This window comes from Streptomyces sp. NPDC094147 (genome assembly GCF_044764265.1).
GTDB lineage: Bacteria > Actinomycetota > Actinomycetes > Streptomycetales > Streptomycetaceae > Streptomyces.
Genome location: NZ_JBIWHT010000007.1, coordinates 65,045 through 81,301, shown reverse-complemented (window position 1 = coordinate 81,301; position 16,257 = coordinate 65,045). Strand labels below are relative to the sequence as shown.

Annotated in this window: 13 protein-coding genes; 5 read left to right on the top strand and 8 right to left on the bottom strand. The window is 68.0% G+C overall.

Going from position 1 to position 16,257, the window contains the following annotated elements; genetic code table 11:
- Positions 1-35 precede the first annotated feature (35 nt).
- Both ACIQ8J_RS13740 and ACIQ8J_RS13735 read right to left on the bottom strand, forming a co-directional pair.
- A complete protein-coding gene (locus ACIQ8J_RS13740; RefSeq protein WP_403269031.1) occupies positions 36-1,016 on the bottom strand; it encodes an endonuclease/exonuclease/phosphatase family protein in 981 nt (326 codons plus the stop codon).
- Positions 1,013-2,014 carry a D-alanyl-D-alanine carboxypeptidase family protein gene (locus ACIQ8J_RS13735; protein ID WP_403269029.1) on the bottom strand — a complete coding sequence of 334 codons (1,002 nt, stop codon included), beginning with the start codon at positions 2,012-2,014 and terminating at the stop codon, positions 1,013-1,015. Before ACIQ8J_RS13735 ends, ACIQ8J_RS13740 begins: the two co-directional genes overlap by 4 nt.
- 310 nt (positions 2,015-2,324) lie before the next feature.
- Between ACIQ8J_RS13735 and ACIQ8J_RS13730 the strand changes: the two genes are divergently transcribed.
- Both ACIQ8J_RS13730 and ACIQ8J_RS13725 read left to right on the top strand, forming a co-directional pair.
- A complete protein-coding gene (locus ACIQ8J_RS13730; protein ID WP_403269026.1) occupies positions 2,325-2,696 on the top strand; it encodes a hypothetical protein in 372 nt (123 codons plus the stop codon).
- Between the two features lie 188 nt (positions 2,697-2,884).
- On the top strand, positions 2,885-4,057 hold the full coding sequence (locus tag ACIQ8J_RS13725; protein ID WP_403269023.1) for an alpha/beta hydrolase family protein: 1,173 nt from the start codon (positions 2,885-2,887) through the stop codon (positions 4,055-4,057).
- A 17-nt stretch (positions 4,058-4,074) separates the two neighbouring features.
- Here the strand turns inward: ACIQ8J_RS13725 and ACIQ8J_RS13720 are convergent, their stop codons facing one another.
- Both ACIQ8J_RS13720 and ACIQ8J_RS13715 read right to left on the bottom strand, forming a co-directional pair.
- Entirely contained in the window at positions 4,075-4,731 is a 657-nt protein-coding gene (locus ACIQ8J_RS13720) for a response regulator (protein ID WP_403269020.1), read from the bottom strand.
- Positions 4,728-5,834: a sensor histidine kinase gene (locus tag ACIQ8J_RS13715; protein WP_403269017.1), complete on the bottom strand. Its 1,107-nt coding sequence runs from the start codon at positions 5,832-5,834 to the stop codon at positions 4,728-4,730. Before ACIQ8J_RS13715 ends, ACIQ8J_RS13720 begins: the two co-directional genes overlap by 4 nt.
- Positions 5,835-6,199: 365 nt before the next feature.
- Here ACIQ8J_RS13715 and ACIQ8J_RS13710 point away from each other — a divergent pair, with 365 nt between their 5' ends.
- Both ACIQ8J_RS13710 and ACIQ8J_RS13705 read left to right on the top strand, forming a co-directional pair.
- Complete coding sequence (locus tag ACIQ8J_RS13710; protein ID WP_403269015.1) at positions 6,200-7,105, top strand: serine hydrolase domain-containing protein; 906 nt, start codon at positions 6,200-6,202, stop codon at positions 7,103-7,105.
- Between the two features lie 161 nt (positions 7,106-7,266).
- Entirely contained in the window at positions 7,267-8,304 is a 1,038-nt protein-coding gene (locus ACIQ8J_RS13705; RefSeq protein WP_403269013.1) for a DUF4185 domain-containing protein, read from the top strand.
- Positions 8,305-8,574: 270 nt separating this feature from the next.
- On the opposite strand, the gene ACIQ8J_RS13700 is transcribed toward ACIQ8J_RS13705, so the two are convergent.
- From ACIQ8J_RS13700 to ACIQ8J_RS13685, 4 genes are all read right to left on the bottom strand, one after another.
- Positions 8,575-8,997, bottom strand: a complete 423-nt coding sequence (locus tag ACIQ8J_RS13700; protein ID WP_403269010.1) for a PIN domain nuclease — start codon at positions 8,995-8,997, stop codon at positions 8,575-8,577.
- Positions 8,994-9,209 (bottom strand): type II toxin-antitoxin system VapB family antitoxin, encoded by a 216-nt coding sequence (locus ACIQ8J_RS13695; RefSeq protein ID WP_403269007.1) that lies wholly within the window; start codon positions 9,207-9,209, stop codon positions 8,994-8,996. Before ACIQ8J_RS13695 ends, ACIQ8J_RS13700 begins: the two co-directional genes overlap by 4 nt.
- Before the next feature lie 1,123 nt (positions 9,210-10,332).
- A complete protein-coding gene (locus ACIQ8J_RS13690) occupies positions 10,333-11,322 on the bottom strand; it encodes a hypothetical protein (protein WP_403269005.1) in 990 nt (329 codons plus the stop codon).
- A 1,462-nt stretch (positions 11,323-12,784) separates the two neighbouring features.
- Positions 12,785-13,744 (bottom strand): hypothetical protein, encoded by a 960-nt coding sequence (locus ACIQ8J_RS13685; protein ID WP_403269002.1) that lies wholly within the window; start codon positions 13,742-13,744, stop codon positions 12,785-12,787.
- A 634-nt stretch (positions 13,745-14,378) separates the two neighbouring features.
- On the opposite strand from ACIQ8J_RS13685, the gene ACIQ8J_RS13680 reads away from it, so the two are divergent.
- Entirely contained in the window at positions 14,379-15,908 is a 1,530-nt protein-coding gene (locus ACIQ8J_RS13680; protein WP_403268999.1) for a hypothetical protein, read from the top strand.
- Positions 15,909-16,257 lie beyond the last annotated feature (349 nt).

The following is a 16,257-nucleotide window of genomic DNA, read 5'->3' as shown; positions in this document are numbered from 1 at the left end:
CACAGACGTAACAGAGGTAACCACTGTCCGCCCCGTCACAGGCGCAGTGCCGCCGCGACCGGCAGGTGGTCGCTTCCGGTGCGCGGCAGGGTCCACGACGAGACCGGGGTGATGCCCTTCAGCAGGATCTGGTCGATCCGGGCCACCGGGAAGGCGGCCGGCCAGCTGAAGCCGAAGCCGTCGCCCGCCTCGTCCTGGGCCGACCGCAGCTGGGAGGTCACCGGCCCGAGCGCCCGGTCCCCGGTGCTGCCGTTGAAGTCGCCCACCACCACGACCCGGGGCAGCGGTTCGGCCCGTACGGCGTCCGCGAGCCTGCCCGCCGCCTCGTCGCGCCGCGCCGTGGTGAAGCCCACGGCGGGCAGTACCCGTACCGAGGCGAGGTGGGCGACGTACACGGCGACCGGACCCTTCGGGGTGTCGGCGGTGGCCCGCAGGGCGCGGGTCCACGGCATGATCGCGACCGGCCGCACGTCCCGCAGCGGGTACGTGCTCCACAGCCCGACCGTGCCCTGCACCGAGTGGTACGGATAGCCGGCGGCCAGAGCGCGCTCGTACGTGGGTGCCGTGTGCGGGGTCAGTTCTTCGAGGGCGAGCAACTGGGGTCTGGCGGCGGCCAGTTGGTGTGCGGTGCCGACCGGGTCGGGGTTCGCGTCGTTGACGTTGTGGCTCACCACGGTGAGGTCGCCGCCGTCGGCCCGCTTGTCCATGAGGACGCCGCCGAACAGGGCGCACCAGGCGACGGCCGGAAGCAGCACGGCGACCGCGGCGGTCGCGGACCGCCGCACCGCCGCGAGGGCGAGCAGCACGGGCACGCTCAGTCCCAGCCAGGGCAGGAACGTCTCCAGGAGGCTGCCGGGGTTGCCGAACACGTTCGGCACCGCGGAGTGCGCAGCCATGACCAGCGCGCACAGCACCGCACCGGCGGCGATCAGCCGCCCGCGCCGCCAACTACCCTTGTGGATATGGGCAGGTGCTCCAGGCGTTTCGGACCGCGGGCGATGGACGAGTGTCGTCATGACGGCACGCTCTCCTTGCTGCCGGGGCCGGGAAGCATCCCGGCGACGTCCTTGGACCGGGGGCGGTCCCCGGGCAGGGCCTTGGCGAGCGCCCCGGAAAGGCCGCTCCGCACGGCGTCGATCAGACGGCCGCTGCATTCCAGGGCGGCCTGCATGCCCTCGGTGGGCGAGGTGTTGACGTGCTGGGCCAGCACCACACCCAGGACGAGACGCCGGTCCGGGCCCGCTTCGGCGGCCCACATGAGGTTGCCGCCCGCGGGCGTGCTCGACCCGGTCTTCAGCCCGATCACGCCGGGCTTCTCAAGGAGCCGGTTGGTGTTGACGACGGTGCCGGGCACCCCGGGGACCGTCGTGTCGCGCATCGCGACCACCGCGCGCAGCACGGGTTCCTTCATGGCCTCGCGCGCGAGGCCGAGCTGGTCGTCGGCGGTGCTGCGGGTGGTGGGTTCGATTCCGCTCGCCCCGGTGTACGTGGTCCGGGTCATCCCCAGCGCCGCGGCGGCCCGGTTCATCTTCGCGACGAACGCCTCCTGGCTCCCCGAGTCCCAACGGGCCAGCAACCGGGCGATGTTGTTGCCGGACGGAAGCAGCAGCAGCTCCAGGGTCTTGCGCTCGCTGAGCCGCTGCCCCTCGGTGACCGGGGCGGTGGACTCGCTGAGCGAGTACGCCTCCTGCGCCGCGGCCGCGTCGACGGTGATCTGCGGGCCCTCGTCCCCGTCCCTGAGCGGGTGCTCCTTGAGGATCACGTACGCGGTCATCACCTTAGTGACGCTCGCGATGGGCACCGGCCGCTGTCCGCCCGTGCTGCCGAGGCCGCCGACGCCCTCGACCTCGATGCTCGCCTGGCCCTCGCCCGGCCAGGGCAGATCCATCCCGGCGGCCACCCGCGCCACGTGCGCGGCGGCGGATCCGGCACCCCGGGCGCCGTCGCCGCCACCGGCGAGCGCGAACCAGCCGCCGGCCCCGGCCGCGCCGACCACCACGGCCGAGACCCACACGGCCCCCCGCCGGGTCCGCCCTCCCCGGCCCGGACCGGGAGAAGCCCACACCGCCCGACCACGGACCCACCCCGCCGCAGCAGCACGTATCCGCCCAGCACCCACCGCCAACCACCTCTCCCAGCCCGCCCGGCGTACCCGAGAACCGGGTACGCCCCGAAGCCTGGGAGACGACCACGTCCGGCCGGTCAGGACGGTGCGTCCGCCGGCGCGCGGATTTGTGTCAGCCAGGTATCAGCGCGGGGAGCGGGCCGCTGAGGGTGAGGGACGCGCACGGGAACCAGGGCCGGACACCCCGCGTCCCACCCGCATGAACCAACACCCCGGCCGGGCACCGGGCATCGCGTTCGTCCTGCTGGGCGGTCTCGTGCTCGCCGCCTGCGGGCAGGGGGATGTCCGCTCCGCTCAGCCCATCACGAGACCCACCGTCCTCGGCGCGGACGGGCGGACCCTCACGACGGAGATCACCGCCGGGGGGTGCCAGAAGGGCCGACTGGCGGGAGCCGAGACCGACTCCGAGGTAACTCTGACCCTGGAGCTGATCACCCATCAGAAGTCCGGCGAAGCCTGCCCGGCCTACGTCGCGCTCGCCCCGGTGAGCTTCGTGCTCCGGGCTCCCCTGGGGACTCGCAAGGTAGTTGACGGAGTGTCAGGGATGCGGCTGGCTGTCGCCAGGCAGTAGCTCGCCCGCGCCTCGGTTGACCGGCTGCGGTTGGCGGCGGGGGTGATGACGCGTCCCGCGGGGCGTCAGTCGGTCCTGAAAGGGTGCTGTCCCCCTGGGAGTTGATGTCCCGTCCGCCTGCGGGGTTACGTTCCGGTCCGCTCCTGAGGGGGCGTCAGGGGGTGTGCCGCGGACCTAGCGTCCTGGGCATGAACAGAATCCGTCGTACCGCCGCGGCCGCGGTGCTCGCGCTCGCCCTGCCGCTGCCGATCGCCGGGGTGGCGTCCGCCGCACCCGGGCCCTCGGCCGCCCCTTCTTCCGCGGCCTCGCACGCGTTCAGCGTCCCGGAACTGCCCCGCCCGACGGGTCCGCACGCGGTCGGTCGCAGCACGCTGCACCTTGTCGACCGGCACCGCCAGGACCCGTGGGTGCCGGCGGCGGGCGCGCGTCAGTTGATGGTGTCGATGTACTACCCCGCCCGCCCCGGGACCGGCGGGCCAGCCCCGTACATGACCACCGAGGAGGCCCGGCTGTTCCTGCAGGAGAAGGCTCCCGGCGCCGGCCTCCCGCCCGAGCTGCTGAGCGGTACCCGGACCTGGGCGCGGGCCGACGCGCGCCCGGCGCCCGGCAGGTTCCCGCTGGTGCTGCTCTCGCCCGGCAACGCGTTTCCGCGTGCCAGTCTCACCGGGCTCGCCGAGGACCTGGCCAGTCGGGGGTACGTCGTCGCACTGGTCGACCACACCTACGAGTCGCCCGGCGTCACCTTCCCCGACGGGCGGACCCTCACCTGTGTCACCTGCGACCGTCCGCCGGCCGGAGGGCTGGAGGCCATGCCCCGGAGCCGGGCGAAGGACATCTCCTTTGTGATCGGCCAGTTGACCGATCGCCATTCCGCCTGGCCGTACGCCCACCTGATCGACCGGCGGCGGATCGGCATGGCCGGGCACTCCATCGGCGGTGATGCCGCCGCCGTGACGATGGCCGGGGACGAGCGGGTGCGGGCCGGGGTGAACCTGGACGGCACCTTCCGGGAGCCGAACCCCGCCGCCGGCCTGCACGGCCGCCCCTTCCTGCTGTTCGGCGCCCAGGGCGACGAGAACCCGGGCATGGACACCACCTGGGACACGGCCTGGGCGAACCTGGACGGCTGGAAGCGCAGGCTGACCGTCGCCGGGGCCGGCCACGGCAGCTTCACCGACGTGCCCCTCCTCGCCGCGGCGGCGGGCCTGCCCAACTCCTACGCCCTGTCCGCGGAACGCTCGGAAGAGATCACCCGCGACTACGTCGGGGCCTTCTTCGACCTGCACCTGAAGGGCGTCGCCCAGCCGCTGTTCGACGGAGCGTCCCCGGCGAACCCGGAGGTCACCGTCCAGCGGCCGTGACCCGGCGCCGCCCGGACTCAGCCGGTCGGTGACACCAGGCCCGCCTGGTAGGCGGTGATGACGAGCTGGACACGGTCGCGGGCGTCGAGCTTGGTCAGCAGGCGGGCCACGTGGGTCTTGGCGGTGGCGGGGCCGATGAAGAGGTGGGCTGCGATCTCGCCGTTGGACATGCCGCGAGCGACCAGGGTCAGTACCTCACGCTCCCGTTCGGTGATGCCCTCGATCCGCCGTACGGGGGCGGCGGGTTGAGGCCGTACGGCGAACTCCTGGATGAGGCGGCGGGTGACGCTCGGCGCGATCAGGGCGTCGCCGGCGGCGACCACGCGGATCGCCGCGAGGATGTCCACCAGCGCCATGTCCTTGACCAGGAATCCGCTCGCACCGGCGCGGAGCGCGGCGTAGACGTTGTCATCGTCGTCGAACGTGGTGAGGATCAGCACGCGCGGTGGGGCGGTGCCGGCCGTGATCGCCCGGGTGGCCTCGATGCCGTCCATGCCGGGCATGCGGATGTCCATCACCACGACGTCGGGCCGGACGTCGCCGCTCACCCGGACCGCTTCGGCACCGGTCGCGGCCTCGCCCACCACTTCGAGATCGGGGAGGTCGGCGATGACCATGCTCAGCCCGGCCCGCACCAGCTCCTGGTCGTCGGCGAGCACGACGCGGATCGTCATGCCGGCAGCCTCGCCGCCACCTGGAAGCCGCCTTCGGGACGCGTCCCCGCGCTGAACCGGCCGTTCAGCAGGGCGACCCGCTCGCGCATCCCGGAGATCCCGTACCCGCTCCCGGCGGCCGCACCGGCACGCGCGGCACCGCGCCCGTCGTCCAGCACCTCGATGGCCAGCTCCTCGTCCCGGTACTCGACGGACACCCGGCAGCTGCGGGTCCCCGAATGGCGCACCGTATTGGTGACCGACTCCTGGATGATCCGGAAGGCGGCCAGGTCGATCTCGGGAGGCAGCGGGCGCCGCTGACCCAGCCAGCGCACCTCGACCCGCACCCCGGCGTCCGCCGTCGCCTCGGCCAGCCGGTCGACGGCCTCCAGGCCCACCGCCGCAGCGGCCTGCGACGGGTCCCCCTCGGCCTCGGCCTCGCGGAGCGAGACGAGCATGCGCCGCAGTCCGGCGAGCGTCTCGCGGCTGGTGGCTTCGATGGCGCCCAGCGCCTTGCGTGCCCCGGTCGGCTGGGTGTCGATGACCAGGCTCGCCGCACCGGCCTGGATCGCGATGACGCCGACGCTGTGGGCGACCATGTCGTGCAGTTCGCGGGCGATCCGCAGCCGTTCGGCCTGGACCGCACGGGCGGCGGCCTGCGTGCGCAGGGCCTGGCCGTAGACGCGCTGCCGGTGGATCGAGTTGCCGATCGACCAGGGGATGAAGACGCCCGCCGCGACGGCCAGCAGAGTGCTCACGGCATCGCTGAACTGCTCCTGACCGTAGTCCGCGGCCCCCAACTCGCCGATCCACGCGGCCAGTTCGACTGCGGCGGCGACGACGGCGGTCCGGCGCGGCCGGGTGGCCGCGACGTAGCAGAGCAGACCGCCCAGCGCGAGGAAGAACGGCCAGGTCTTCTCCCCGAGCGCCAGCGCCGCCACCGATTCGGCCAGGACCACCCCGAACACCGGCAGCGGCCGACGCCGGGCCCATCCGATCACCAGCGCCAGGACGACGGCCAGTGCCGCCCGCAGAACGGGCCCCGGGAAGATCGGTTGCCGCGCGTGCCAGAAGAGCGGCGCCGCCCGGTACGTAGTCGACGCGAACAGCACGAGCGCGAACAAGGCGGCAGCGCACCATGTCAACGCCGTCCACACGCCCGACGGCAGCCGTATCAGCCACGGAGGTCGCGGCAGAGCTTGATCCACCGGGCGATCGTAGCCACCCCGTCCACGGCGGGACGTCCGCCTGGGGGCGTACGCCCGGCGGTGGAGCGGCCCCGCCCCAACCGCATCGGGCGATGGGCATCGGAACCGCTCACCGGGCGGCGGTGCCGGGGGTTGTCCCCACGTCGCAGGGGCGGGTTGCCCGGTTGGTTCGGTGGATCTTGGACGCGCAGGCTGGACGGGACCGTTCTCCGATGCAGCCAGCAGGCAGGACGCGTCCGGCCTCCGATGCAACCAGCGTGCTGCACAAGGGGAGTTCACCCATGTCCGGCCGTTCTCACAAGCTCCGGCAGCGTGTTCACACCACATCACTGTCCGGGCCGCGGCGGGCAGTCGCGGCGGTAGCGGTGGTGGCCGCCGCCCTGACCGCGGCCGGCACGCCGCCCGCCGCGGCGGAGTCCCGCGGCGCTCGTGATGTCGTACGCACCGGCCTGGAGCGCCTGGTGACCGACGACCGGTTCCCCGCCGCCCTGGCCGCCACCTTCGACCGCGACGGGCGCACCCGCAACTACACCGCCGGCGTCGCGGACTTGAGGACGGGCGCGAAGGTGCCGGTGGACGGGCAGGTGCGGGCGGGCAGCAACACCAAGGCCTTCACCGCGACCGTCGTCCTACAACCGGTCGGCGAAGGAAAGGTCCGACTCGACGCCCCGATCGAGAAGTACCTGCCCGACCTGGTACGCGGCGAGGGCATCGACGGCCGCCACATCACCGTACGCCGGCTCCTCCAGCACACCAGCGGACTGCCCGACTACCCGAACTTCATGGCCGATGCCATCGTGGGCAGGGCTTCCCGCCACACCTACTACCAGCCCCGTGCGCTGCTCGATGTGGCGCTGGCCCACAAGGCCCGGTTCGGGCCCGGGACCAGCTGGGCGTACAGCAACACCAACTACGTCCTGGCCGGCCTGCTCATCGAGAAGGTCACCGGCCGGCCCGTCGCCGAGCAGATCACCCAGCGGGTCATCGACCGCGAAGGGCCTCACCCACGCCGACGCCCTCCTCGACACCACCCTGTGCAGGAAGTGAGGGCCGGGTCGCCGTCGCCCCCTGCACGTGATGGTCGCCGGTACGGCACCGCCGCGCGGGCCCGCTCAAATGGAGCTGGCGGTAAAGCCGTTCGGTTCCGTGGGGTGTTGGCGCTCCGGACGCGTGGGCCTGCGATATGAAGCTGGCGTTCTGGTATTTCGCCGTCTGTTTCTGAGCAGGGAGTGATCGTGCGGGTTGGTGAAGGTGGCGGTGTGCTGGTCGGGCCGCACCGTGCGAGGTGTTGAGCAGGTCGACGTTGCTCCGGGCGACAGCCGGAGCCCTGATGGCGGGAGGTTCGCTGGTGGGTGGGTCGCCCGGCGCGCGGGCCGTGGGCGGGGCCGGATCCGGCGGCCGCCGCGGGGAGACGGACGGTCTCGTGGTGACCAAGGTCGCCGATCTGACCGGTCCGGGGATCACGTCGCGGTTCCGGATGGAGGCGGCCGATCTCGGCATCCCCGTCCGGACGCCGGACGGGCGGCTGCTGTTCGTGTTCGGTGACACCTTCGAGGAGCCGCGGGTGGGCGGCGGCTGGTGGCGCTCGCCCGTCGCGCTGTACGCGTCCATGCTGGACGGCGGGGAGATCGTCTGGACCGGCGCGGTGGGCGGGAAGTATGCCCGACAGCTGCGCCCGTACGAGGACGACAGAGCGGGCATGTTCACCGTGCTGCCCACCGACGTGATCACCATCGGCGCCGACATGTTCCTCCATGTCGCGATGCACCGGGGCTTCGGGAACGTGGTGGGGAGCGAGATCTGGCGCTCGCACGACTCGGGCGCGAGCTGGCACCGTACCGCCGCCCGGTTCCCGGGAGGCCTGCACGGCGGACTGTTCCAGCTGCTGACCTGGGGGCTCGGCAGCGACGGTTACGTGTACGTGTACTCGACGGGCTTCCAGCGGGACAAGCCGGTCATCCTGCACCGGGTCCCCGCCGACGAGATCACGGACCCCGCCGCCTACCAGCCGTGGGGCCGACGCGACGGCGTCTGGGGCTGGGGCCGCCCGCCCACCCCGGTCCTGGAGGGGAAGTCCGGCGAAATGTGCCTGCGCCCGCTCGCGGGCCGATGGGTTCTGACGTGGTTCAACGCGGGCGAATACCGGATCGACGCCGCCGTCGTGGACACCCCCATGGCGGACCTCTCCACCGCGTACCGCAGGACGCTGATCCGAGGAGGAACCTGGGGGCACGAGGACGACTCGCACGTGGCCCAGCTGTACGGCGGCTACATCATCCCGGGCTCGACCCTCGACGACCTCCACCTGTCGGTCAGCCAGTGGAACACCGCCGCCGGATGGCCGTACCGCGCCATGCAGTTCCACGTCCAGGGCCTCACCGCCTGAACAGCGACCTCCCAGGCCCGGGGCGGCCGCCACCACACACGTCGATGGGCCCCACTGCAAGCAGCGGGGCCCATCGACATCGTGCCCGGTGAGGCACTGGCGGAGGATACGAGATTCGAACTCGGGGGCCCCAACGTGTTTTCCAGGTCTTCGTCTGGGAGTTCTGAGGCGTACCGGAACGTTCTGACCTGCGGTGCAGTCGACTCGGTTGGGGCTTCTGAACGATGTTGTACGGCGGTGAACGCAACCAGAACTGCAACCACTGCTGACCTACTTGCCGTGCTCCGGGCCGTACCACTGGAGGGCTTGTCCGGTCACTGCGGCGATGCACTCGAAGTCGTGATCGCGATGGAGCAGGGTGAGCCCCTGCAGCTCAGCGGTCGCGGCGACGACCAGATCGACCGCTCCGGCGCTTCGGTGTTTCCCCTGCTTGGTGAGGGCTTCCTGGACCTGCCAGGCGCGGTCGTAGGCACGGTCGTCGACGGGAACCCAGCCGAAGATCAGCCGCATGTCCTCGATGCCGCGCGCCCGGTCGGCGGCCGACCGGGCGCTGTAGAAGAACTCGAGCTCGGTGATCGGGCAGGTCGCGATGAGCCCAGCCGCAGCGGCCTGGTCCCAGCCGTACTGCTCGGCGTCCCCGCGCATGAACCGCGCGAGCGCGCTGGTGTCGATCATGAACTGGGCCGCGTTCACCGGCGGTAGTTCCCTTTGTCCTCGAAGAGGTCGAGGTCGAAGGCGCCTTCGCCGGCTGCCGCACGCAGCCGGGTCAGGGCGAGAGCCCGCCGTCGGCTCTCCAGTACCTCGCGCAGGGCGGTGTTGACGGTCTCCTTCTTGGTGTTCGTCCCGAGGGCTTTCGCCACGTCCGCGACCAGGTCGTCGTCCAGGTCGATTACCGTCCGAGTCATGTGCGCCTCCCTGATATCAAATGTGGGGCTAAGTATATCTTGCGAGGCGCCTTGTGGGGTGCCATGGGGCGCCCGGCCTGGCCACCGAGTTCTTCGCGGGCATCACGCCGTGGATGCGGGAGAGAGTGAAGACGCGTTCCGCTTGGCGCAGGTGCACCAGGCACCGAGGTAGGCGGGTCGAGTTCCAGGTCGCTGAGGGTGCGCGCGGTTCGGTTGCCCGGGGTGGTGCGGTACTCGACCATGCTGGCCGCACCGGTGTCGATGGCGTGGGCGACCTGGTGGGCGTCGCTGTTCGACACATGCTTTGCGTACGCGGCGACGATCTCCTCGGTGTCCGTCGCGAAAGGCATGCCGCTGCCGAACGGGTCGGGTTCCGGTGCGGTTGGCGGGGCCGCGAGCAGCTGGTCGGCCAGCATGTCAAAGCCGGAGTCGGCGGACCTGTCCGCGGCGCGAGTGGCGGTGGTTCGGGGGCCGCGCCGTCCGACGTTCCTTCAAGGGGAGCGATGCGCACTCGTCTCTGGCGTGCGGTGTCGCCGATGAGATAGGTCGGCGGCTGCGGCAGCGCCGCCGTGGCGGAGCAGGCTGCCAGGCCGTTCGTGATGTCGGTCGGGGTGTAGCCGACGTCCAGGGCCCTCCCCAGGGCCGCCAGCGTCTCGGCAGCCCGCAGGCGTGGCAGGGGGGGAGTTGTGGCCGGACGAGTGCCACGGACCCCGCGGGTTGGAGACGGTCCGCCAGATCCCGGAGGAGGCGGCGTCCCCCCGATTGGCGAGTACGCGTGCCGGGCGGGAGCCGTCGAGTTCGCTCAGCCAAGTCGCAAGCGATGATCGGGACTTCATGAAGGGGCGCCACGACGGACATGGAACGTGTCACGGGCGGGCAGACCGAAGTCGCTTCGGAGACGATCAAGGATGGTGCAGTTCCATGGTCTGCGGATGCCGCACGAAGACAGTTCCCGGGGCATCCCCGCCCGACGCGACGAGCCAGCGGCAGAGGATCTGCCATGCCGAAGAGCCGAGCCCGATCGCCCGTGTCAGACACTGCCCCGGCTCGTCCGTCGGTCGAGCCGGGCGAAGTCGCAGCAGAGGACTGGTCCGCCTTGGCAACGAAAGTATTCGTCGATTTTCTATCCTCCGCCGACATGGGAAGCTCCATTCTCCACATCATCGGGATGCACGATGGAGTCAGGGATGCCCAAGGTGTGCATAAGCGACTTGACCGATACGAATCGACTATTGCCAATCCAGAGCACTCTAAAGGAGAGGGAGCCCTTGCCGGCCATTCTTGATGCTTGCGATCCTGAAAGGCCAACAATATTGGCCGCCTCGCTGAAAGCGATATATTGTGGCAGGAGGTCAGAAATTCGATAGTAAAGATTCTTCCCGTCCACCCAGGATCGCCCCATCTGTGCAGGAGTAAGTGAGTGGGAATCTACCTCATCACGGCAACCGCGGCGGAGTTTTTCATGAAGGATCTTGGCGTGGCCCATGGCTCCCATTCGTTGCAGTAGGGCTCCCGTGCGCTCGCCTCGAATTCTCTCGTCGGCATCCGGATCCCGCACTGTGCCGACGTCGATGATTGACGATGCGCGCATCGTTGAATCTTGCTCATGCGCAGCATCAGCAACCAAATACTCCGAACTTGCCGCACACGTTTCCGAGCTTCCGGCATCCACCAGGGTACGAGCGCTGGTGAACGCGCGAGTCATCATGGCATCCAGGAGTTTCCTGGAAGGCATGCCACCTGCCATGGAAAACCATGCCTCCAGGGCGCCGTCCATCATCGCAGACCTAATGTCGGAGATCTCATAATGCCATTTTTGTGCCAACTCTTTCGACCACCTCCCAAAGTATGGAGTCAGTAGATCCAGTAGGATCATCAGCCATTTCTCCCGCTCCGGTTGGCTGCTTTCTCTCGCCAAAGTGACCACCGACTCCCAGAGGCGCAAGCTGGCTACGGATTTTGATCGGCCAAGTCGAACTTTCTTGCGCAACACCTGGTATGTGGGATGGTTCTTGATTGTGCACACTTGAACATCGCCGACATGTGCACAGATGGGCTCCCCGCCGCAGTCACGCAGAACTCGTTCAGTGACGATAGTGAAGACATCGCGCATGGTTTTCCTCTCGCGCCGCCAGATCGGGCCTACGGAAAATCATGAGGCGCGGCAGCTACACTTTGGGGATTTCTGCGGGGATCCAGTCCCATTGAGTGAACTATGTTTGGTGGCACGGCAATATGCGGGGCGTAAGTAGCGGCATTCGACAGGTGGCGCTCGGCCCGCGGCAGAGTGAGGTCCTTGGCCTCCGGTGGACGCATGTCGACTTCGTGCTAAAGGCCCTGACGGTCCACCGCCTGCGCGCACGGCTGCGTCATTCGCTGCGGGCGCAAGTCTGGCTACTGCCTGCGCTGCCGTGAACACGGCGACAAGTTCCGCAGTTCCTGGTGTTCGGCTTCCCCGCTCTTCCAGTCGGCACCGGTACGCGGTATCGAGGCTGGCGTGCAGCCGGCCTTCGACGCTGACTTCGCGCCTTGCTGAGGCACTCCTCGTGCAAGAGCTTGTGGCTGCCGAGTGAGAACAGGTGATGCAGAGCGCTGTCGAGTGCCGCGTCGTGGTCCTGGCACATGTGCTGACCTGAGGCCGGGTGGTACTCGAAGATGTGGTCGTGGGTAGTCGCGCACAGCTTCTTCGGCGAGGCTTCGCAACTGGCGGCCTTGGCCGTCGAAGGAGGAGGTGAAGAGGAGGCCGTTGAGGCAGATGTCCACCACGTACCTGGTTCGTTGAGGACAGCTCCGAGCCTCGCGAGAAGCCGAGTGTTCGGCGGTGATGATTCGGCTGCCAACGGCGCGAAGAAGCGCAGGGCAACGAAGAGTGGATTCTGGCGGTGCGGACTGGTGGCGAGCGCCGGCAGGGAGGCGTCGATGGCTCGTCCAGATCGACGGCCCACCCGCCGCGGTTTTTGAAGGTACCGGAGGGGTGCGGCGCTGCTGATGAGAGCCGGGTCATGGTGGAGGCCAACGGAACCGAAGAAGGGCCCCACAACAAGCGGTGGGGCCCTTCGACATCGTGCCCGGTGAGGCACTGGCGGAGGATACGAGATTCGAACTCGTGAGGGGTTGCCCCCAACACGCTTTCCAAATGTTCGTCTGGCTGTTCAGAGACGGTTACGAAAGTTCTGACCTGTGGCGATTCGGTTCGCTCGGCCGGCTGTGGACTGTGCTGGACCAGGATGAACGCAACCAAAACTGCAACCGGTCGAGTGGTGTTCCCGCCACGCGCCCCCGGCAGTGCGACGAGGCTGCCTCAAGCCTGTCATCCCGCTGCTTGCCGCAATCGCAGGTCTCCCCAGCCGAACGCAGGCTGTCCGTGACCAGTTCCGAGCGCCGCGCCAGAGCCCGACCAAACTCCGGGACCCGCCAAGGAGCCGACGGTGAACGACGCCACACCTTGACACTCATCTCATATACCTCGGCTGCCAGGAGCCCAGGGCCGCCGACGACTTCGTATCACCAGCACGTGGCAAGGCTCCCCCACGACTAGATGTGCTTGTTCCGGCGGGAGCCGTGACCCTGTCCCTTCACCCGATCGACCCTGTGCCGTCATTCCCAAGCCAATTGTCACTGATGTTGATGGCCGGCTGAATGACTTCCGGATAACGGTCCGGAGGGTACTCCTGCTGAATCTCCTTGCCGGTTCGTCGATCCTTGATGATCTTTACGCCAGCCGCCTTCATTTTCTTCAGGGTGCCAATAGAGTCACCCGATACGAGGGCGTTGAATGCTTTGATAGCCTGAGCCGACTGCTGAACACTGTCCCTACTCACGACCCCGCGGTTCACATTGATCATGGTGTTCGTGTACAGGGATCGAGGGTCTCGCCCGACAAATTCGCGGCTGGTCTCGCCGATGCCATCAAAGAATAGGTCGGCGATACTCTCGGGCCATACTTCTGTAATAATCGTGCGCGCGACGATCAATCCTGTTGCGCTGGAGTGGCATTGCTTTCCCTTGCTGACCAGGCGGACGATGCGCTCCTCGTCCACTGGCCACCTTGGGACCAAATCCTGTACTTGTTCGGCAGTCAGCCGTCCGCTGGTCCACCTCATCCAGTGCAGCCCCGCAGCGCGGTTTGCGAGGATCTTAAGCGCGGCTGCATAGACGTTGGAGTTGCTCTGCCTCATCTCCGTGATCTGTGCGACGAAGTCGCCAGCTGCACGGACACGACCACCGTCAATTGCGGCAAAGGTGTCCGGGCTGAGATTGTACGTGACCTGTGCGGTCACCGTAACGCCGGTCTCGATAATGGCGGCGGCTCGGTGCTGTCCGTCGATGAGGCAGCCATGCCAGTCCAGAGCGAAGCCTTGATGGGTAGTGCGAAACTGCCTATTTCGCAGAATGCTCTTAAACTTGTCTACATTGGACCGCTTCAAGGGGACGCGGTTGCATGTCCTTTTTTCCATCCAGGCCGAACACTTGTCGGGCGTCACTTCGGTGATCTCGGTGCGTGTGCGCGGATTCTCGCTGTCTTCCTCGGTCACGTTCTGCCCTCTCCTCGCTTTGTGTCGATTGTCTTGTGGGTCGAGGGTGGCGCGGCTGCGCGTCTCGGTCACTCGCTAGAGATGCTAGGGGATGGTTCTTCGAGTTGCATCTGATTGTTGTATTGCGGGCATAAGTGACCATCTAATTGGCAATTTGGATTGATGTTGACATTCTTCGACTATTTTTGCTCGATAGTTTGAGTTCTAGGACGGAGTGTTGTCTCCCAGCTCTCGTCTGCAAATGAAGCTGGCTCCTCTGCGCCGTTCGCTCCGTCTGTGAGTGCGCGTCCGTGTTCGCAGCTGATGACCTGCGCCAGCAGCGCCTGACGACGACTAGAGCCGCGGAATCGCCGTATGCCTGACGGGTGCTGAACTCTCCACTCAAGCCGAGTTGCCGGGCGTTTGTCGTGGCATATCCAGTCATGCCACGACCTGGGCGTCAGCACTTGCCTCAAATCGTCGTGACCCACCCCGAGCCCATGCTCAACGTCTTGCTTCAGCGCCACTGGCTTCAGCGATGCGCTCCGTTCGGAGGCCGATCGCGGCGAGGTCCTGCTCATCGGGCTCGCCGAACTCTGCGGCTGACCTTGCTGAATAGGGGCTCCGGGTTCCGGGGCCCGTCAGCAGACGGCGCATGGGCTTGCTCGATCAAGAAATCCAAGAGAAGGAGAGGGAGTTCGCGCAGATGAACCGACATGGACGAGAGACCGAGGTCGAGGCCTTACTGAAGGGCACGTGGACGGACCGGCAGAGGCTCGAAGAGCACGTCAAGCGTGAGGGATGGCGGGTGATCTCACGTCCATCGCCGGAAGCCTTTCCGTCCGACGGACGGGATTACGCAGGTGTGTACGTGCTTGGTGTCCCCGTTTTACAAGGTCCGGGATGCTGGGCGGAGTGCGAGGCCGTGCAGCAGGTGGAATCGCTGGCGGACGACGTAGGGGTCGATCTTGAGCCCCGCCATGCGTCGCCGCAGGGGCGTCGGCGCTGTGTGCAACCGAAGTGGTACGTGTGTCTTCCCGCGCGGACAGCAGGCCGGGCCCTCCCCCGATGGGTGTTCAACACCGCGAGGAAGTGGGGGCTGCACGACACCGGTGAGATCCTTGTCGGCCCTCTCGCATGGGCCCAGGCCCGAGCCGGCGGCCGGAGTCTGCGGGCTCCCTACGGTGGCGACGAGGATTCCCACGACCAGATGCCGCGGATGATAAGCGATGAGCAACGCCGGACTCTGATTCAGATGCTGACCTTCTCCTACGGGGCGGGCCTCTGCGGGGGATGGGCATCGGGGGCAGGCCCTTGGTGGGAGATCACCGTGGCGGCACTGCTTGCCTTCGGGCTGCTCGTGGTGACGTACAAGCTGGCTGCGCGCACCGTGTCGAGCCGCAGACGTCTCCGGGCCGGGACGGCGTCTTTCGTCAGCTGTGGGTGGCTCTTCGCTCTGGGGGCGTTGGCCGGTCTGCAGGCGGTGGTGTTCATCGGCGCTTCTCTGCTGGTGCTCCATGGGGTACGTCTCCTGGTACGAACAGGGAGTAAACGGCCGTTCCTGGTGGCAGCCGGACTCGCGCTGCTCCCGGTCGTCCTGCCCCCGGCGCTGGGCATGGGGGTCGTGCTCCACACCTTCTACGGTGCTGCCTTTGGTGTGCCGCCCGAGGAAATGGACATTGCGCATCCGTCGCAGATCCTGGCCTCGCTCCGGGTCCTCGTGAGCACGACCTCACTGGCCCTGGTCTTTCTGGCGTGCTGGGGATATGCCACGTACTACCTGAAAGCAGTGACGGACCGACTGCTCGTTCCCCTCATGGCCCTGATCGCCGTCATGGCACTAGGCCTGGCATGGCTCATCACGGTGCCGGAATCCCCGCAGCAAGCCGGGGAGCAAGCCGTCGCCCAATGGCGGAATCACCGCGTGCCGGAGCCGTACGAAGGCATCAAGGTGGAGCCGGTCTGCGTCACGCCGCTGGGCGCACTGGACGAAATGCCGGCGTACGGTCGTTCTCTGCAACCGTCCAAGGTGTACGCGGCGTTCGGTGTCGTTGACGGCAAGATCACGCTCTGGGATCCCGAGGAAGACACGGACTTCTCCGTTCCGGCGGACGGGGTGCGAGCCTTGCGTGCGGGGACGGGCAAGCCAGGGGACCCGATTCCCCGGTCGTGCTCCAAGAGCTGACTTTGTCCAAAGCGTTTACGCCGAGACAGTCGGCTGCAGTGCTACTCGCCGGGGTTACCGACAATGCGACGTCCCGTTTTTTTGTCCGCCCTGCATCCAGCGGATCGCTCTGGTGCAGTTACGCCCGGGGCCAACGGTGGTCAGGGACTCCGTGAACCTGTCTCGGGCTGCAGGGTGAGCGGTTGAGGAACCGGCGCTTCATGGTCCGCAGCGCGCCCTTCGACCGAGGCGTCTCCGGAGGTGGGCCTGCGTGAGCTGTCGCGTGTCACGGATGGGTGATGGTGCAGCTGGTCGCGGAACCAGCCTCTTTCTTGGCTGCGTCGCAAGATTCAGCCAAGCTCGGTGGCAT